The sequence below is a fragment of the Variovorax sp. P5_A3 genome (genome assembly GCF_056400665.1).
Window position 1 is genome coordinate 1 of the sequence record NZ_JBFUKW010000006.1, and the last position, 17,129, is coordinate 17,129.

General features: G+C 64.5%; 16 protein-coding genes and 2 pseudogenes. 7 read left to right on the plus strand and 11 right to left on the minus strand.

The window, feature by feature from the left end:
• The 4 genes and pseudogenes from AC1D3B_RS10895 to AC1D3B_RS10910 form a co-directional block, all read left to right on the plus strand.
• A pseudogene (locus AC1D3B_RS10895) lies at positions 1 to 268 on the plus strand (oxalate/formate MFS antiporter); the annotation flags it as partial.
• Complete coding sequence (locus AC1D3B_RS10900; protein WP_478190678.1) at positions 265 to 594, plus strand: hypothetical protein; 330 nt, start codon at positions 265 to 267, stop codon at positions 592 to 594. The pseudogene AC1D3B_RS10895 and the gene AC1D3B_RS10900, both read left to right, overlap by 4 nt.
• Positions 595 to 617: 23 nt before the next feature.
• Positions 618 to 1,550 carry a LysR family transcriptional regulator gene (locus AC1D3B_RS10905; protein ID WP_478190679.1) on the plus strand — a complete coding sequence of 311 codons (933 nt, stop codon included), beginning with the start codon at positions 618 to 620 and terminating at the stop codon, positions 1,548 to 1,550.
• 356 nt (positions 1,551 to 1,906) lie between these two features.
• Positions 1,907 to 4,363 (plus strand): ATP-binding protein, encoded by a 2,457-nt coding sequence (locus AC1D3B_RS10910; protein ID WP_478190680.1) that lies wholly within the window; start codon positions 1,907 to 1,909, stop codon positions 4,361 to 4,363.
• A 67-nt stretch (positions 4,364 to 4,430) separates the two neighbouring features.
• Here the strand turns inward: AC1D3B_RS10910 and AC1D3B_RS10915 are convergent, their stop codons facing one another.
• Complete coding sequence (locus tag AC1D3B_RS10915; RefSeq protein ID WP_478190681.1) at positions 4,431 to 4,814, minus strand: helicase SNF2; 384 nt, start codon at positions 4,812 to 4,814, stop codon at positions 4,431 to 4,433.
• Positions 4,815 to 5,061: 247 nt separating this feature from the next.
• Positions 5,062 to 6,204 carry a site-specific integrase gene (locus AC1D3B_RS10920; protein ID WP_478190682.1) on the minus strand — a complete coding sequence of 381 codons (1,143 nt, stop codon included), beginning with the start codon at positions 6,202 to 6,204 and terminating at the stop codon, positions 5,062 to 5,064.
• Positions 6,205 to 6,328: 124 nt separating this feature from the next.
• Between AC1D3B_RS10920 and AC1D3B_RS10925 the strand changes: the two genes are divergently transcribed.
• Positions 6,329 to 7,441 (plus strand): DNA-binding protein, encoded by a 1,113-nt coding sequence (locus tag AC1D3B_RS10925; protein WP_478190683.1) that lies wholly within the window; start codon positions 6,329 to 6,331, stop codon positions 7,439 to 7,441.
• A 77-nt stretch (positions 7,442 to 7,518) separates the two neighbouring features.
• Positions 7,519 to 8,622, plus strand: a complete 1,104-nt coding sequence (locus AC1D3B_RS10930; RefSeq protein WP_478190684.1) for a cupin-like domain-containing protein — start codon at positions 7,519 to 7,521, stop codon at positions 8,620 to 8,622.
• 193 nt (positions 8,623 to 8,815) lie between these two features.
• On the opposite strand, the gene AC1D3B_RS10935 is transcribed toward AC1D3B_RS10930, so the two are convergent.
• The 3 genes and pseudogenes from AC1D3B_RS10935 to AC1D3B_RS10945 form a co-directional block, all read right to left on the minus strand.
• Positions 8,816 to 9,217, minus strand: a complete 402-nt coding sequence (locus AC1D3B_RS10935; protein ID WP_478190685.1) for a hypothetical protein — start codon at positions 9,215 to 9,217, stop codon at positions 8,816 to 8,818.
• A gap of 130 nt (positions 9,218 to 9,347) precedes the next feature.
• Positions 9,348 to 10,298 (minus strand): annotated as a pseudogene (locus AC1D3B_RS10940) (xanthine dehydrogenase family protein molybdopterin-binding subunit); the annotation flags it as partial.
• A 31-nt stretch (positions 10,299 to 10,329) separates the two neighbouring features.
• Positions 10,330 to 10,668, minus strand: coding sequence for a (2Fe-2S)-binding protein (locus AC1D3B_RS10945; protein WP_478190686.1), 339 nt, complete (start codon positions 10,666 to 10,668; stop codon positions 10,330 to 10,332).
• A gap of 333 nt (positions 10,669 to 11,001) precedes the next feature.
• On the opposite strand from AC1D3B_RS10945, the gene AC1D3B_RS10950 reads away from it, so the two are divergent.
• The gene (locus AC1D3B_RS10950) at positions 11,002 to 11,271 is read left to right on the plus strand and encodes a hypothetical protein (RefSeq protein WP_478190687.1); all 270 of its coding nucleotides are present in this window, start codon (positions 11,002 to 11,004) and stop codon (positions 11,269 to 11,271) included.
• 17 nt (positions 11,272 to 11,288) lie between these two features.
• Here the strand turns inward: AC1D3B_RS10950 and AC1D3B_RS10955 are convergent, their stop codons facing one another.
• From AC1D3B_RS10955 to AC1D3B_RS10980, 6 genes are all read right to left on the minus strand, one after another.
• Positions 11,289 to 12,011: a hypothetical protein gene (locus tag AC1D3B_RS10955; protein WP_478190688.1), complete on the minus strand. Its 723-nt coding sequence runs from the start codon at positions 12,009 to 12,011 to the stop codon at positions 11,289 to 11,291.
• 339 nt (positions 12,012 to 12,350) lie between these two features.
• Positions 12,351 to 13,412 carry a 4-hydroxy-2-oxovalerate aldolase gene (gene dmpG, locus AC1D3B_RS10960; protein ID WP_478190689.1) on the minus strand — a complete coding sequence of 354 codons (1,062 nt, stop codon included), beginning with the start codon at positions 13,410 to 13,412 and terminating at the stop codon, positions 12,351 to 12,353.
• Positions 13,409 to 14,368 carry an acetaldehyde dehydrogenase (acetylating) gene (locus AC1D3B_RS10965; RefSeq protein ID WP_478190690.1) on the minus strand — a complete coding sequence of 320 codons (960 nt, stop codon included), beginning with the start codon at positions 14,366 to 14,368 and terminating at the stop codon, positions 13,409 to 13,411. Before AC1D3B_RS10965 ends, dmpG begins: the two co-directional genes overlap by 4 nt.
• A gap of 49 nt (positions 14,369 to 14,417) precedes the next feature.
• Complete coding sequence (locus AC1D3B_RS10970; RefSeq protein ID WP_478190691.1) at positions 14,418 to 15,185, minus strand: 2-keto-4-pentenoate hydratase; 768 nt, start codon at positions 15,183 to 15,185, stop codon at positions 14,418 to 14,420.
• Complete coding sequence (mhpD, locus tag AC1D3B_RS10975; protein WP_478190692.1) at positions 15,182 to 15,985, minus strand: 2-keto-4-pentenoate hydratase; 804 nt, start codon at positions 15,983 to 15,985, stop codon at positions 15,182 to 15,184. The genes AC1D3B_RS10970 and mhpD overlap by 4 nt, the downstream gene beginning before the upstream one ends.
• A 43-nt stretch (positions 15,986 to 16,028) precedes the next feature.
• The gene (locus AC1D3B_RS10980) at positions 16,029 to 17,126 is read right to left on the minus strand and encodes an amidohydrolase family protein (protein ID WP_478190693.1); all 1,098 of its coding nucleotides are present in this window, start codon (positions 17,124 to 17,126) and stop codon (positions 16,029 to 16,031) included.
• Between the last annotated feature and the right edge of the window lie 3 nt (positions 17,127 to 17,129).

A 17,129-nucleotide genomic window follows, 5' to 3' on the forward strand; every position in this document is an offset into this window, starting at 1 on the left:
TCCCGTCCCGGCGCTGTGCGCGGATACCTACGGGGTGAAGAACGCGGCGGCGAACGCGGGCACGCTGTACACGGCGAAGGGGACGGCGGCGCTGCTGGTGCCGCTGGCGTCGGTGCTGTCGGCGGACGGGAACTGGGACCGCGTGTTCATCCTGACGGCGGTGATCACGATCGCAGCCGGGCTGTCGGCCAAGCTGATCCTGGCGCCCATGCGCAGGCGTTGCATCACGCAGGCCAATGCCGCGGCGGCTGCTGCTACGGGACCGTGAGCCAGTTCACTGCGGCCACCCTCGATCCACACAATCTCCTTTGCGAGGCACCGATGCCGCTCGATCTTGAAGCATTGATCCGCTACAAGGCACTCCATCGCCGGTACAGGCAAACACTCAACTTGCCGCTCGAAGTCGCAGTGCGACCCGAACCGGTCGACTGCCAGTCAACTCAGTTCGATCTCGGCCCGCAAAGCGCCGGCCAGATCAAGAACATCTGCGAAATTCTGGGCATGAGCGAAGCGGAGTTCACGACCGCAGCGCTGGCGATGGCAGTCACCATGTCGCACAAGATCATGTCTGAAGTGGGGTGTTCATCGGACTAGAGTGAAAGCATGATTTCTCTTTCATGAACATCACTCTGCACCAGCTGCGCGTGTTCACGTCCATCGTCAAGAGACAGAATTTCACGCGTGCTGGTGACGAGATGGGACTGACCCAATCGGCAGTGAGTCGTGCAGTTGTCGAGTTGGAATCCCTGGTGGGCGTTCGATTGATCGACCGAACAACGCGCGAAGTAAGCCTTACCGGTGCCGGCCGCGCATTGGCCGCTCGACTCGATCGCGTGCTCGAGGAACTGGATCAGGCACTTGACGAAGTCGCCGGCCTCGCAGACGCCGACGGCGGCACCGTCAGCGTGGCAAGCAGTTCGATGCTCTCGGCCAATCTGATGCCGACGTGCATTGCGACCTGTGCGATTCAGGCGCCCGGGATTCGGTTCATATTGGTCGACCGCACCAACGAAGACGTCCTGGAGAGCGTGCGTATCGGCCAGGTGGATTTCGGCGTAGTGGTCGAGCCGCCCTCAATGACCGACTTCCATTTTGAAGTGGTCGTCAACGACATTTTTGTGATGGTCGCTCCGATCGATCATCCACTTGCAAAGGTGAAGGACCTGGATTGGACCGCCCTTGAAGGGGCCGAACTGGTATTGCTGGACCACGCTTCCGGAAGCCGTCGTCTGATCGATGGAGCGCTTGCGCGGCACGGCGTTTCATGTGAAGTAAAGCAAGAGGTCGGGCATCCGACCACCGTCCTGGGCTTGGTGAATGCCGGAATCGGGATCAGCGTGATGCCAGCCTTGGCTTTGCCGCCGGGCGGCTTGAAATCGCTGGTCGCGCTGCCTCTCACGCCAACGGTGCAGCGCAGCATCATGATGATCCGCCGAAGAAATCGGATGCTTTCGCCTGTCGCCGAGCGCATATGGGCACTGGTGCGACGGACGATCGAGACCAACTGCGAAGGCTGCGCGGCTGGGTGCTTGAAATTCAACATGCGTTGATGTGCGATCGGAACGGTGACGCCGTGCGGCGGCGCCAGAGGGCACAAGGCCTGTACCGCCTTGTTGCTCATCCAGATGAGAAAGCAGGGAACAAGTCCGACGCGCGCCGGTCCAAACAACAAAAGGGATTTCGGTTGCAAGTGCGCCGGTTCCCGGATCGGCGCGTCTCCAGAGCCATTTGCGTGGACCACCCCACCAATGGCTCTCTTTTTGTGCGCCAGCGCTGTCGGCCGTGTCCCTGGCGCTTCGCGGCCTCGCCCCCCAATATTTCAAGCGGGGATGCCCACGCCATGGCAAAGTGACAAGAATCGTATTCTGAGGTCCTCACACCAAGCCAGCGCCGTCCAAGCCCCTCCATGAGCAAAACAACTGCGCAGCCGCAGGATGAGAACCTCGACGACGAGGCCGGCGTCCCGGACTTCCTTCGTGGCGGCGGTGAAATGGGCGCGCTGATGCGTGCGCACGACTGGTCCGGCACGGCCCTCGGCCCTCCGCACCTGTGGCCGCAGTCATTGCGCACCGTCGTGCGGCTGATGCTCAACACCGGGCACCCTATGTACATCTGGTGGGGTCCCGAGCGGGCCTGTCTCTACAACGATGCCTACCGCAGTTCGATCGGCCCGGAACGCCACCCGGGTTCGCTCGGACGCCCGGCGCGCGAGGTGTGGGAGGAGATCTGGGACATCATCAATCCGCAGATCGAACAGGTCATGTCCGGGGGTGGCGCGACCTGGCATCGCGACCAGTTGGTTCCCATCACCCGGTACGGGCACGTGGAGGAGGTGTACTGGACGTACAGCTACAGCCCGATCGACGATGAAACCGCGCCCGGCGGAATCGGCGGGGTGCTCGTGGTGTGCACCGAAACCACGCAGCAGGTGCTGACGGCGCGTCAGCTCGCCGACGAGCGAAACCAACTGGCCCAGCTGTTCGACCAGTCGCCCACCTTCATGGCGCTGCTGCGCGGACCCGAGCACCGGTTCGAGCTGGCCAATCCGGCCTACCTGACCCTCGTGGGCGGACGGCCCGTGCTCGGCAAGACGGTGGCCGAAGCCTTGCCGGAAGCGGTCGAGCAAGGCTACGTCCAGTTGCTGGACAGGGTGTTCGCCACCGGCGCGGCCTTCGTGGCCAACGGTGCCAGGTTCGAGACGCGCGAAACATCGAACCATCCCGCGGTCGATCGCTTCGTCGACTTCGTGTATCAACCCCTCAAGGACGCCGAGGGCCAGGTGAGCGGCATCTTCGTCAATGGCATGGACATCACCGAGCGGGCCCTGGCCGAGACCGAGCGCAAGCAGGCCGAGGAACAGTTGCGCATCGAGCACGAGCGCCTGGAACTGGCGCTGAACGTCGGCCGCATGGGCGCCTACGACATGAATCTCCGCGACGGCGAGCTCTGGTGGTCGGCGCAGACCTATGAGGTCTTCGGCGTCAGTCCGGACAGCTTCGTGCCGACGCCGCAGAGCGTGCTGGACCTGCTCCATCCCGACGAACGGGAGGACTTTGTCCGGCTTCGCGGCGAGGCAATCGCCGAGGGCCGGCCCTTCGTGCACGAGTTCCGCATCGTGCGGCCGGACGGGACCGAAGCCTGGGTGGCCCATCGGGGCCAGGCGGAGTACGACGGCGAAGGCCGGGCGCTGCGCAACTTCGGCATCACGATGGACATCAGCGACCGCAAGCAATCGGAAGTGCTGCTGCGCGAGGCGGACCGCAAGAAGGACCGTTTCATCGCCGTGCTGGCCCACGAGTTGCGCAACCCGCTGGCGGCGATCGCCAACGCCCTCGAGGTGCTGCGCCGCGCCGGGCCGGGGGCGCCGAAAGCCGCCTGGTGCCAGGACATCATCGCGCGCCAGGTCAAGCAGATGACCCATCTGCTCGATGACCTGCTCGACGCGTCCAGGCTGAGCCGAGGCCAACTTCGCTTGCGCCCCAAGGTCCTTGGCCTCGCGACCGTCATCGAGCATGCCACGGAGATCGCCGCGCCGCACGTGGAGGCCGCCGGCCACACCCTGCGCGTTTCGATGCCGGAGGAGGAACTCGAACTGGAAGGCGACCTGACGCGGCTGGCACAGGTCTTCTCGAATATCCTGATCAACGCCGCCAAATACACACCGCCGCATGGCGCCCTCTCACTGGCGTGCGTGCGTGAGGGCGCGCATGCGGTGGTAACGGTCACGGACAACGGTGTCGGCATCGAGGCGCAGCACATACCGCAGATCTTCGAGATGTTCGGCCAGGTGGAATCGACGTCAAACCGTTCGCAGGGCGGGCAGGGCATCGGCCTGGCGCTGGCCAAAGGCCTGGTCGAGATGCACGGCGGCAGCATCCTGGGGCGAAGCGAAGGCCTGGGGCGCGGCAGCAGCTTCGAGGTGCGGCTGCCGTTGCTGACCACGCGCCGGCCGACGCCACCTTCAGATCCATCGGAAGCCGCACCGGCGGCGCGCCAGGACGCTCGCCACGTGCTGGTCGTCGACGACCTGCAGGATGCGGCGGACAGCCTGGCCGAGGCCTTGCGCGCCGAGGGCCACGCGGTCGACGTCGCCTACGACGGGGAGCAGGCGCTGCGCCTGTGCGAATCCATGCGACCGGAGGTCGTGCTGCTGGACCTCGGCATGCCCAACATGGACGGATTCGAGGTCTGCCGGCGCCTGCGCGCGACGGACTGGGGCTCTCGCGTCCTGGTCATCGCCTTGACCGGCTGGGGCCAGCAACACGACCGCGAGCGCACGCGCGATGCGGGCTTCGACCATCATGTCGTCAAGCCCGTGGCGCTCGATGTCGTGCTGGCACTGCTCCGGCGGATCGAGCGCTGATATGGCCTGAAGCTGGCAGAGGCCGGGCCCTGCTCTCGCAGGGCCCGGCCTTTTCAGTTGCTTGGCCTTAGAGTGCGAGCTCGTTGCTGCGGGCAGCTGCGCGAGCTTCGGCGCGAACGCGCGCCCGATCGACAGCGCTGGCGGCCAGGATCGGAGCGACCGTCGCCGAGGCACCTTCCGCGTACGGGTTCGCACTGTGGGCGGCCACAACGGCTTGCGAACGAACACTGGAGCGATCAACCCCGCCAGCGATCACCTGCGGCACGCCGGCCGAAGCGCCTTCTGCATACGGGTTCTCGCTGCGCGCTGCGACAACCGCTTCCGACTTGACGTCGCTACGGCTGTTGGCCGACACCGGCGCATGGACGCCGTCATAGGTTTCGGCGTGAACGCCGGCCGCCGCAATGATCGCGAGGGCGAAACCGGAGAGAAGCTTGGATACGGAGTTCATGGTGATTTCCTTCAAATGATTTGGATGAAGTCGAACCGGTCTTGGGTGGGTGGCCGCCATCTTGGCGGCCACCTCGCTCGGTGCCCTGTTCACCCAGATCAGCTTGTCGGCTGGTCTGTGGGACGAAGTTTGCGCCGAAACCCTAGTGAAAACCCTTAGTTATTCGAACCGCGGTTTTTCGTTCGTGGAAACAATTGTCGGCAGTCATTCTGATGAGTGCGTGAGCACGCCGGCCGGTGGGCAAGCCTCAAGCGTCCTGCCCCGGTTCGTCGTCCAGCATGCGACTGGCCTCACGGTCGAGCGGATCTTCGGCGCGGTAGTAGCCCATGAACGTCTGGTAGTTGCGGTGCCCGGTCATCGCCATGGCATCGGCCGCGTCCATCTTGCGCCGGCCGGCCTCTGTCACGAAGCCCGATCGAAGCGAGTGCGCGGAGAAGGTCCCCGGAAGGCCGGCCTGGATGCACCGTTGCTTGACGATCTTGCGCACGGCAGTCGGATCCAGCGCCTCTTCGAGCACCTTTCCTCCCTTGAGGATGCGTCGGAATATCGGACCTTCGGTGATGCCGCTGGCTGAAAGCCACGCTTCCATCGCCGCCGCAGCCTGGCCCGCGACCGGCTTGTCGTTGTCGGGGGTGTCCTGGCCGTCCTGGTTCGTCTTGGAGCGCCCGAGCGTGTAGAGGAAGCCGCGCGAACCGACCTTGCGCAGGTTTTCCATCGTCGCGTCGGCAATCTCGGAGCGCCGGCGGCCGCCGCTGGCCCAGCCAAAGAGGAGGAGCGCGCGATCCCGCTTGCCGCGCACGGAGTCGTCGCAGGTCGCGAGGATCGCCTGGAAGGGCTCTCTGGTCAGTGCGTCCTGCTTGCGGGGTTTCACGCCACGCTTGGCATTGCCACTTCTGACGTTCTTGATCAACTCCCGCACTTGTGTGTGGTGGCAAGGGTTGTCGACATTCACGTTCTGGTGGGCCTTCGACAGGACAGCCAGCCGATGCACAAGCGTGTTTTGCGCATAGGCGCCCAGCTTCTTCTTGTAGCCGTGGGCGACCAGTGCGAGGTCGATTTCCCGAGGGAGATCGAACACGAGAGGCGCCTTTTTCCTGGTCGCCTTCTTGCCGTCGATCCTCTCGTCGGAAGCCTCCGCTTCAGCCTGTTCGCGGGCGGCGTGATCCACGATGAACTGAACGACCACGGGCACCGGCACCGGCAGCCTGAGCTCCTGCCCATAGCGCGCTGCGAACCAGGCGGACCAGTAGCGCATGGCCGCCTGATACGACGCCTGCGTATTGGCCGACTGGCCCTGGCGGATCAACTCGCGCGCCGAGGCCTCGGTCAGTTGTGACAGCCGGGCTGGGTCCAGCACCGGGTGCACCGAAAGCAAGGCGGGAACAGACACGGACGCTGGATTCATAGTTTGTGAGTAATATTTATCTTAATATGTATGATGTATTAAGGAATAACCTAATTTAGGTCTCATAAATTTACTTATGAGACCTAAAAATAGCACCCCGGAGGAAGTCATGCAACCAGCAAATCCGAGCGCCACGCCCTACCTCACGGGCCGTCGACCGGGCCGGCCCGGCGTTCAGCTCGAGGACGTCCTCGGTGTTGCCGATGCGCTCGTCGCCGAAGGCCTCAAGCCAACGATCGAGCGTGTGCGCCAGCGCCTCGGAGGCGGCTCGCCCAACACGGTCAGTGCCATGCTTGACGAATGGTTCGCCCGGCTGCCCGCCCGGCTGGTCGGCGCCGTTCCGCAGGGCCAGCCGCGCGAGGACGACCTTCCGCTCTCCATCGTCCAGGCCGCCCAGCAGTTCTGGGACGTGGCGCGTAGCGAGGCGGCCCGGATGCAGGTCCAGCGCAGCGAGGCAACGCGGCGCGAACTCGAGCTGGAGCGCGAAGCGCTGACGCGACAGGGTGCCGAGTTGCATCAGCGCGAGAGCTCGTTCGAGCAGACGCGCGGAAAGCTGGATGAGGCGCTGATGGCTTCGCGGCAGGCGGTCGAGGCCATGCAGGCCCAGATGCAAGCGCAGCAGCAGGAATCCGGCCGCGTGCTCAGCGAAGCGGAAGCGGAACTCCGGCGCCTGCGCAAGGCCCTCGAAGAGGCCCTGGCCGGCAAGGAAGCGCTGCGCGAAAAGTCCGCGATGGAGCTGCAGGCCCGGCAGCGCGCCGCCGACGAAGCCGAGGAGCGCCATCTCGCCCAGGAGCGTCGCCTGTTGTCGGAGATCGATCGCGAGCGCATGGCGACGCGCCAGGCCAAGGCGGATCTCGCGAAGGAACAGATCGCCCGCGCGGCCGATCTGGAAGCTGCCCGCGGTGCGCGCGAGGCGGCCGCCCAGGCGCTCCGGGATGAAGAGGCATCGCGGCGCGATGCAGCAGCCACCTGGGCGCGCCAACATCTGGAAACGCAGCTTGAACTTGCGACGCAGCGCGAGCGCGCGGCCGGCGCCGAACAGCGGGCCAGCGACCTCGCCTCACAATTGCAGCGCCACCAGGAACAATCCGACCGCGAGATCACCCAATTGCGTGAAAGCCATGCGGCCACAGTGGCCGCGCTGGTTCAGCGCGAGGCGCACCGGGAAGAGGTCGCGATACCGCAAGCCGAGCGCAGGGCGAAGTCTTCCAGGCGCAAATGAGCGCGCCCGGGAATGGAACAATGGAAATCATGAATGCCCGACTCAATCAAAAATCCCGCGATCTCGAAGGAGTCCGCGTGACAACGAATCTGCCCACGCTCCCACCGCCGCCACGCCCGAAACAAGCGGGGGACCTCACGCCGCCAACGGAAGCACAGGATCCGGAAACGCTCAAGTCGCTCGAGTGGCTAGGCTGGGTAGCCGATCAGCATCTGCGCGGCTGTACGCCGGAATCGATGCTCGCCGTCATGACTGCTGCCGGCCTCGATCGCGAAACCAGCGCATCGGTGATCGAACTGGTGCCAGGCAACCCTATCTTCACCGCGGCCAGGCGCCAGGCGCAGTTGCTGCGCAAGCTCGAATCGACGGTCGCCAACCTGCAGATGCTGTGGGAGTTCGATCCAACCTACGGCACGGTGGACAAGCGTGCGGTGGTCTCCGACGAGGAATTCATCCAGCGTTATGTCCACGGGTGTCGCCCGGTGGTCCTCACCGGTCACGCGCGGGACTGGCCCGCGATGGAGCGCTGGTCGCCCGCCGATCTCAAGTCGCGATTCGGTCATCTCGATGTCGAGATCCAGGCCGAACGCCAGTTCAATCCGCGCTACGAGGAAGACAAGCTGTCGCACAGGCGCTCCGTGCGCCTGGCCGACTTTGTCGACCAGGTGGTGCGCGGCGGCGAAAGCAACGACTACTACCTCACTGCCAACAACGAGGCCTTGCGACGGCCCGACTTCGCCCCCTTGCTGAATGACATCGGCAGCCTGCCGCCCTGCTGCAATCGCGCGGAACTGGCAGAGCGCTCGTCGTTCTGGTTCGGACCTGGCGGCACGGTGACGCCCCTGCATCACGACACGTTGATGCTGTTCCATACGCAGGTTGTCGGGCGCAAGCGCTGGCGCCTGATCTCGCCGCTCCAAGGGCCGCGCCTGTACAACACGAATGGTGTGTTCAGCCCGATCGACCTGGATGCGGTCGACCTGAAGCAGTTTCCCCTGTTCGAGGGTGTGCGGGTGCTCGATGTCGTGGTCGAGCCGGGTGAGACGATATTCCTGCCGCTGGGCTGGTGGCACCAGGTGCGGTCGCTGGACGTCAGCTTGTCGTTTTCGTACTCGAACCTCGCCCTGCCGGTTCCGAATCAGTTCACCTACATCGATCCGCAACTGCCCGCTGGTACGTAGATGCCGTTCGCGCGCGTCTACGGCGCCCGGCCTGCTCCGTACTGAAAACGATCAAAAGGCCGGTGTGGTCATTGATCGTCACCGCGGATGCATCCAGGAGTGCAGATGAACGCCCATGGGGCCGACAGCAAGAACGGGCTTCCGTCGCCCGCGCCGTGCAATCGCGCCCCTGGGATGCTGTGGGACGGTCGGCTTACTTCTGCTTCGCTGCCGCCTTGGCGTCGCGGGCCTCGACCTTGGCCTGGCCCGCTGCGGCGGCCTTGCCACCACTTGCCTCTGGGTTGAGTTCGGCACTGTTCGCTTCGTCACCCTTCGGCTTCTTGACTTGGCCCTGCGCCTTGGAATTGGCCCTGTTCTGCCCAGCCACGGCCGCCTTGCCACCGCTGGCTTCGGGGTTGAGCTCGGTGCTGTTGAGCGTATCGCCCGCCGGCTTCTTCACCTTGCCTTGGGGGCGCGAATCCGCCTTGGCCTGTGCGCGGTTTTGCGCCTTGCTGTTCGTAATCGGTTGCTGTTCCGACGAGGTGCCTGCCGGATTCTGGGCATAGGCGCCGGCCGTGAACAGGCCCGCAATCAGGACGGCGAGAAGTTTACTCATTGGATATTCCTTGGGAGTTGGGATCGACATGGTGCCATCAGAGATGGTCAAGTCACAACGACGCCTCCGGCCCGCGGTTGACAGGGTTTGAAGTCAGTGGTCGCTCGTTGGTATAGAGCAACACATTCGGTCAGGGCATCAACTTGTCCAGTGTGATGGGCAAGGCACGGACACGCTTTCCGCACGCGTTGAAGACCGCATTGGCCACGGCCGCACCGACGCCGGTGATGCCGATCTCCCCGACGCCATGGGCACCCATCGGGGAATGCGGATCGGGGATGTCGGTCCACATCACGTCGATGTCGGGAACGTCCATGTGCACGGGAACGTGGTATTCGGCGAGGCTCGGATTCATGACGCGGCCGTTGCGCTCGTCGAACTGCGTCTCTTCCATCAGCGCGAGGCCCAGCCCCATGACGATGCCGCCGCGGAACTGGCTGGCCGCGGTCTTGGCATTGAGGATCCGGCCGCAGTCGAACGAGCCGAGGAAGCGGCTGACGCGGGTTTCCCCGGTCACCGCGTTCACCCGAACCTCGCAGAACATCGCACCGTGCGAGTGCATCGACCAATGCTGCGTCTCCAGCGGCGGCGGCGCGCTCGCCTCTGCCACCAGTTCATCGCGCCCCGCCCGCGTCAGGATGGCGCTGTAGCTGTCGAACCGACCGGATTCGTCCAGCTTGACCAGACCGCCGTCGCGGCCGGCCACGTCATCGGGCTTGAGGCCATGCAGAGGCGAATCCTTGCCCGCGAGCTTCAGCAGTTCGGTAAAGAGTGCCTGCTGCGCTGCCATGACCGCGCTGCCGATTGAGGCCATCTGCTGCGAGCCGCCGGCAAGCACGAGCCCCGGGAAGCGGGAGTCGCCGTGGCAGAAGCGCACCTGCTCGATCGGCAGGCCAAGCCGGGCGGCAGTGACCTGCGTCTGCACCGTTGCGGTGCCCATCCCCATTTCATGGGCAGCAACCTCGACCGTGACCTGGCCATCCTTCTTTAGCGTGATGCGCGCCGCCCCGCCCGGCATGCGGTAGTACGGATACGTTGCGGTCGCGCAGCCCATGCCGACGAGCCACTCGCCTTCGCGACGCGTGCCTGGCGTCGCGCATCGCCGGCCGAAGCTAGTCGGCCATCCCCACGGCCGAGCAGATCTGGCCCGGCGTGCAGTAGCCGCACTGGAAGCCGTCGTGCTCGATGAAGGCCTTCTGCAGTGGGTGCAGCTCGCCCTTCGGCGCGAGCCCTTCGACGGTAGTGACCGAGCGGCCCTCGAATTGCACCGTCAACGCCAGGCAGGAGAGCACGCGCTCGCCATCGACAAGCACGGTGCAAGCGCCGCAAGCCCCCTGGTTGCAGCCCTTCTTGGCGCCGAAGAGATGAAGGTGCTCGCGTACGAAGTCGAGCAAGGAAATCCGCGGATCGTCGGGGATCTCTACCGTCGAACCATTGATCTGGATCGTCATGACTTTCCTCGTGAGGGTGGGGTGGGAAAACGGTTGTCGCAACGCTGTGGGACGACGCGACTGCCCATGTCGGAGTTCCGTTTCTTAGCACGAGGTCGTGTGGCGCCCCGTCATCCTTTTTCGTCAACGCATGCACTTGGAGTCAGGCGGGGGCATGCGCTTCGCTCCCGCCGCTCCCGCGCGCGTGAGAGAAACCGGCGGCTCGCTGGTGCTGAAGGGGGCCTGCGTGCAATTTGGTCGCTCAGGGTCAAGCGCCCTCTTCCGACAACGTTACCAGCCGTCCGCGCGCAAGTTGGCGATGATGGTGGGCCTTCAACTTTTCAGGAGACAAGAATGACTGATGCCGTGCTGTCGTCGCTTGGGTCTGTGCCGAAGCAATTTCAGGCATTTGCCTACCGAGGCAGAGCGTTCCTTTGCGGGGCGCAGCCTCATGCGAATGGAACCTTCCTGCCCGTTGTGATCTGCGTCGGCGATGCAGGTCGGCAGACCGAGTTGCCGCGAGACACGGATGCCTACGCGACGGCTGCCGAGGCCCTCCGACACGCGGAGCAGCAGGCGGCCAGATGGGTCCATGAACACGAGGACGGTCCAGGGCGGGAATGAAAGGCCCGCTCTGACAGTCACTGCGTCGGACACATCGCGAGCGCGACGAGCGCCTCGCTACACCCGTCTTGCTTCGCAACCGCCGCGCCGCTCGCGCGGCTGGGGTCCGCAACCATCGTTGCCCGCAGAGACACGTCGGGCTGTGCAGTGGGCGCGGCGGGATCACCCAGTCCGAGCGCCCTGAACACTTCCGAAGCGACCTCTCGAAGCTGATCGCGCGTGTCGGCCTGGACTGGCTGTGCTTCCTGCTTGCGCAGCGGCACTTGTCGATTCAAGGCCTCCACGGAACTCGAGACGCCGAGTGCGGGATTCGTGGCACTCGGATCGCTGCGGGGCAAGGCGGCCTGCGTCTGCTGATCGGCCGTCGCCCAGAGCTTTTCGAGATCGAGGTTGCGGCCCAGGGCGAGCGCGAGCAGCACCCCCAGCGACAACACGCCGATCGCGAGACGAAACGCGATCATGGAACTGCCTGTCCCTTGAACTGGCGCGCTGCCCTCCAGCACCTTTCTCTGACCGGACGTGTTCGTGCGTAGCTCCATGACGCAATCCGGCTTCGCCGCTTCGTTGGCGGCGAGCATCGTGGCCCGGTGGAGAACGATCGCCGTGGGCTCCTCCGGCTGCAACGTGTCCGCAAAATCGACGTCGACCGGCGGTGACCCGAACGCAAACACAGTCGACGTATCGGGGGGCGGTCCGACGACGGGTTCCGCGTTGAAACGGTCAGTGTCGAACTGGTCCACGCCACAGAATCGGCAGAACCGATCGTCCTCCTGCAGCAACTCGGAACAACGCTTGCAGGGCACAAAGCAGGTCGTGTCCGAAAACTCGGGCAGGCTCTCGGCGGCTCGGTGATTACCGGGGATCCACATGGCACTGCCGCCGCTTCACTGCTTGTGACGCTTGGCCCGAACAGGCTCTCATGGCACCTCCCCCAAACATGCGGGCCACAATCCCGCTGTCATCGAAATGTAGTACTAAAGAATGCAAAATGGGTGGACGGCAATGGCTATCTCATGGCCTATGCCATTAGGCATGCGCTTCGTCCTCGCGCGCGATGCCGCGATGCCGCGATGCCACCATCAGCCCGCCTCGCTCATGACGGGCTCTGCGTGCAATTGCGCACGCTCCCTGCGCTTGAGCAGATCGAGCGCGACATCCACGATCATGTCCTCCTGGCCACCCACCATCTTCCGCGCGCCGAGTTCCACCAGGATGTCCACGGTCTTCAGCTCATACTTCCGCGCAGCCGCCTCCGCATGCCGCAGGAAGCTGGAGTACACGCCTGCGTAGCCGAGTGCGAGCGTTTCACGGTCCACGCGCACCGGACGATCCTGCAGTGGACGCACGAGGTCGTCCGCTGCGTCCATGAGCCGATACAGATCGGTGCCATGGTGCCAGCCCTGGCGCTCGGCGGCCGCGATGAAAACCTCCAGCGGCGCATTGCCGGCTCCCGCGCCCATGCCGGCCAGGCTGGCATCGATGCGGTCGCACCCCTCTTCGACGGCAACGATGGAGTTCGCCACGCCGAGGCTGAGGTTGTGGTGCGCGTGAATCCCGGTCTGCGTTTCGGCTTTCAGCACTTCCTTGAAAGCGCGGAAGCGGTCGCGTACGTCGCCCATGCCCAGCGCGCCGCCCGAATCGACCACGTACACACAAGTGGCCCCGTAGCTTTCCATCAGAAGCGCCTGCTCGGCAAGCTTCCGGGGCGTGGTCATGTGGCTCATCATCAGAAAGCCCACCGGCTCCATGCCGAGCTCCCGCGCGTATTCCAGGTGTTGGCGAGAAACGTCTGCCTCTGTGCAATGCGTGGCCACGCGCACGATCCGCGCGCCGGCGTCGTAGGCATTGCGAAGGTCGTGGGTCGTTCCGATGCCCGGCAGCAGCAGGGTCGCCACCTTCGCTGTCTTCACCGTCTCGGCCACTGCGGCGATCCACTCGACGTCCGTATGCGCACCGAAGCCATAGTTGAAGCTGGAACCTTCCAGGCCGTCGCCATGCGCGACCTCGATGCTGTCCACGCCTGCCGCGTCGAGCGCCGCGGAGATCGCCTTCACGTGGGCGATGCTGTATTGGTGGCGAATGGCATGGCTGCCGTCGCGCAAGGTCACGTCGCTGATGTAGAGCTTCTTGCCCGGATTCATGTCGTCTCCTTCAGGCCACGGGCGATGCCGCCGGCAATGCGTCGTTGGGCCATCATGTCGCCGCAGGCGAGCGCGGCCGAAGTCATGATGTCGAGGTTGCCGGCATAGGACGGCAGGTAGTGCGCCGCTCCCTCGACCTCCAGATACACCGAAGTCTTCAGGCCATGGCGAGGCCCGAGCTTGGGGACATTCAGCGGCTTGTCGGGCGCAATCTCGTCGAATTGCACGCGCTGCTTCAGCCTGTAGCCCGGAACGTACGCATTGACGCGCGCCACCATCGCCTCGATGCTGTCCTCGACTTCTGCCTGGTCGGCCAGTTCGGAGAGCACGAACACGGTGTCGCGCATGATCAACGGCGGCTCTGCCGGATTCAGCACGATGATCGCCTTGCCGCGCTCCGCGCCGCCGAGTATCTCGATCGCCGCTTTCGTGGTTTCGGTGAACTCGTCGATGTTGGCCCGCGTCCCGGGTCCCGCGCTCTTGCTGGAGATCGAAGCCACGATTTCAGCGTAGTGCACCTTCGCCACCCGCGAGACGGCGGCCACCATCGGGATGGTCGCCTGGCCACCGCAGGTGACCATGTTCATGTTGCTTGCATTCTCGGCTTCGAGGTTGATCGCCGGGATCACATACGGTCCGATGGCCGCGGGTGTCAGGTCGATCACTTGCACACCGTGCGCCTGCAAGACCTCGTTGTGGCGCTTGTGTGCGCCCGCGGAGGTTGCATCGAACACGATGTCGATGTCCTCGAAGACGCCGAGCCGCACCAGGCCCTCGATGCCCTCGGCCGTCGTCGCGATGCCCAGCCGTTCAGCGCGTGCGAGCCCGTCCGACTTCGGATCGACGCCCACCATTGCGCCCATCTCGAGGTACCGGCTGTTGCGCATGACCTTGATCATCAGGTCGGTGCCAATATTGCCCGGGCCGATGATCGCGACCTTCAGTTTGTTTGTCATCTTGCTTTCTTCATATTGAAAAAGGGAAGGAGAGCTCGCTCGGACTGGCTCAGTCCTCGACGTAGAAGCCCGCCACACCGAGTCGCTCCATTTCGATGGCGACGTACTGGCCGGGATGGATCCACTCGGCCGGCGTCGCGCCACCCGCCATCACGATCCATCCCGCCTGCAGCGGTTCTCCGGCAGCCGCCGAGAGCCGCGCTGCCGCGACCAGCGAACGCAGCGGATGGCCCAGGATCGCGGCGGTCGACCCGACCTGCTTCACGACGCCATCGATGCTCAAGGTCAGGCCGAGGTTGCTGAAGTCCTGATGCGGGTCACTCCATGCGCCGATCACGAAGCCGCTCGAGGACGCGTTGTCGGCAATCACGTCGGGCAGGCTGAACTTGAAGTCCTCGTAGCGAGAGTCGATGATCTCCAGCGCCGGGGCGACCGCTTCGACCGCGGCGAGTGCCTCCACCGCAGTCACATCGCCGGCGAGCGGCTTGCGCAGCACGAAGGCCAGTTCCGGCTCGACCCTCGGATGCACGAAGCGCGAGAACGCGACCGGCGTTCCCTCCTCCACTTGCATCCGGCTGGACAGGCGCCCCCAGATCACGTCGTCGATGCCCATCTGAATCATCTTGGCGCGGCTCGTGAAGCCCATCTTCACACCCACGCGGCGCTCGCCGCGCTCGATGCGGCGTTGGATCGAGGCGGCCTGGATCGCATAGGCGTCACTCAGCGACATCCTGCCCTGGGGGTCGATCTGGCCGACGGCCTGGCTGGAGCGCGCGGCCTCGTCCAGGATTCGTGCGTATTCGAGGATCTGGCTCATGGATGTTCCTTGGCTGAGGCTTCGAACACGGCCTTGACATGGCCGAGTCCGTTGATGCGGGTGTCGAAGACATCCCCAGGCGCGACAGGCACCATCGGTCCCAGTGCGCCGGACAGAACGAGATCGCCAGCGCGAAGCGGCCGGCCCAGTTGCGCCATCGTGCGTGCCAGCCAGACGACGGCGTTGATCGGGTTTCCCAGGCAGGCTGCACCTGCGCCTACCGAGACGGGTTCTCCCCGGCGATTGATCACCATGCCGCACAAGTGCAGATCGAACTCCGACAGCTTGCGCGGCGTGCTGCCCAGGACAAACGCCCCGGAAGACGCGTTGTCGGCCACGGTGTCCACGAACTTGATGTTCCAGTTCGCCACGCGGCTGCCGACAATCTCGAGTGCCGGCAGCGCAAACTCGATCGCGTTCATCACGTCGACCTGCGTCGGGTTCTCCACATTCAGATCACGCCCGAAGACGAAGGCCACCTCGGCTTCGATCTTGGGCTGCTGCAACACCGACAGCGGGATCGGCTCGCCGTCTCCGTATCCCATGTCATCGAAGAGCATGCCGAAGTCCGGCCGGTCCACGCCAAGCTGGGCCTGCACGGCCCGTGCCGTCAGCCCGATCTTGCAGCCGACCACACGGCGGCCCGAGCCGATCCGGTGCTCGGTGTTGATGCGCTGGATCGAATACGCCGCGTCTGCATCGATGTCCGCATACGTCTCTCGCAGCGGTGCCACATAGTCGCCGCTTAGCGCTGCATCGCGCAACGACTGCGCCGCCTTTGACAGTTGATCAGGGGTCATGGGGTTCTTTTCATGAAGGTGTAGCCATTGATGAAGCACGCGCTCATTCGATGTGTTTCATAAGTTCGGAGTTGTTCCAGGTGCTCATTGGCGCTTCGCCGGATCCGTCGAAGGTCCTCGAAGGCGGCATCGCGTCCAACGAGAAGAAGTCGCTGGCATTGCCGGCGAGCATTCGGGACTTCGCCGTCGGTGACAGGAAGTCCGAGCCTTCGATCAGCGCGCCGATCCTGGGCTCGCCCAACGGGAACGGATAGTCCGATCCCAGCATCACCCGGTCGGTCGACATGACATCGCTCAACAACTTGAGCGCGCGGGGCTCAAACACCGCGCTGTCGACGTGGAACCGATCGACATAGCTCGACGGCGGATGGGGACAGTCCTGCCGCACGATGTCCCGATGCGCCCAGGCGTTGTCCACCCTTCCCAGCAGGAAAGCGAAAGCGCCGCCGCCATGGGCGAAGCAGATCCTGAGCGACTTCGGGATGCGTTCGAACGCACCGGAAAGAATCAGCGAGAGGATGCTCAGCTGCGTCTCCGCCGGCATGGCAACCAGCCACGGCATCATCCACTTCTTCATGCGGTTCGCACCGCCCATCATGTCCCACGGATGGACCAGCACCGGGATGCTGCCGTTCGCGCAATGGACGAGAAAATCGACCAGATGATCGTCATCCATGTCGCGATCGCCGAGGTGATTGCCGATCTGCACACCGACATGGCCGTCGGCCATGGACCGGGTCGCCTCTTCGCACGCCAGATCAAGATCCTGCATGGGCACCTGGGCGAGTACCTTCAGTCGACTCGGATCGGCGCTTGCAAACTCGAGCGCGTGATCATTCATGCGTCGTGCCCAGTCCGCCGCCTTGCGTGCCGGTGCGCTGTAGCCGAACATGATCGGCGTAGCGCAACTGATCTGAATGTCCACTCCTTGCGCATCCATATCGTCCAGCCGGGTCTGCGCATCCCATAGCACGCGATCGATGGGGCGAAAGGGCTGGTCGTTCTGCATGATCTGACCGTGCTCGCCATCGGGGTCGATGCGCAGCCAGGGCCCCGATTCCGGACTGAACGCGACCGCCTCGGCCCGGGTCACGAGCGGAAAGTGGTGCGAATGGATATCGATTTTCTTGGGTGTGTTCATGAT

Excerpts from the sequence above, each read along its gene's own strand:
- AC1D3B_RS10970 (WP_478190691.1), bottom strand. The coding sequence starts at position 15,185 with ATGAGCCAGATCCTCGAATACGCACGAATCCTGGACGAGGCCGCGCGC.
- AC1D3B_RS10905 (WP_478190679.1), top strand. The coding sequence starts at position 618 with ATGAACATCACTCTGCACCAGCTGCGCGTGTTCACGTCCATCGTCAAG.
- AC1D3B_RS10915 (WP_478190681.1), bottom strand. The coding sequence starts at position 4,814 with ATGAACTCCGTATCCAAGCTTCTCTCCGGTTTCGCCCTCGCGATCATT.
- AC1D3B_RS10945 (WP_478190686.1), bottom strand. The coding sequence starts at position 10,668 with ATGACGATCCAGATCAATGGTTCGACGGTAGAGATCCCCGACGATCCG.
- AC1D3B_RS10910 (WP_478190680.1), top strand. The coding sequence starts at position 1,907 with ATGAGCAAAACAACTGCGCAGCCGCAGGATGAGAACCTCGACGACGAG.
- dmpG (WP_478190689.1), bottom strand. The coding sequence starts at position 13,412 with ATGAATCCGGGCAAGAAGCTCTACATCAGCGACGTGACCTTGCGCGAC.
- AC1D3B_RS10980 (WP_478190693.1), bottom strand. The coding sequence starts at position 17,126 with ATGAACACACCCAAGAAAATCGATATCCATTCGCACCACTTTCCGCTC.
- mhpD (WP_478190692.1), bottom strand. The coding sequence starts at position 15,985 with ATGACCCCTGATCAACTGTCAAAGGCGGCGCAGTCGTTGCGCGATGCA.
- AC1D3B_RS10925 (WP_478190683.1), top strand. The coding sequence starts at position 6,329 with ATGCAACCAGCAAATCCGAGCGCCACGCCCTACCTCACGGGCCGTCGA.
- AC1D3B_RS10950 (WP_478190687.1), top strand. The coding sequence starts at position 11,002 with ATGACTGATGCCGTGCTGTCGTCGCTTGGGTCTGTGCCGAAGCAATTT.
- AC1D3B_RS10965 (WP_478190690.1), bottom strand. The coding sequence starts at position 14,368 with ATGACAAACAAACTGAAGGTCGCGATCATCGGCCCGGGCAATATTGGC.
- AC1D3B_RS10935 (WP_478190685.1), bottom strand. The coding sequence starts at position 9,217 with ATGAGTAAACTTCTCGCCGTCCTGATTGCGGGCCTGTTCACGGCCGGC.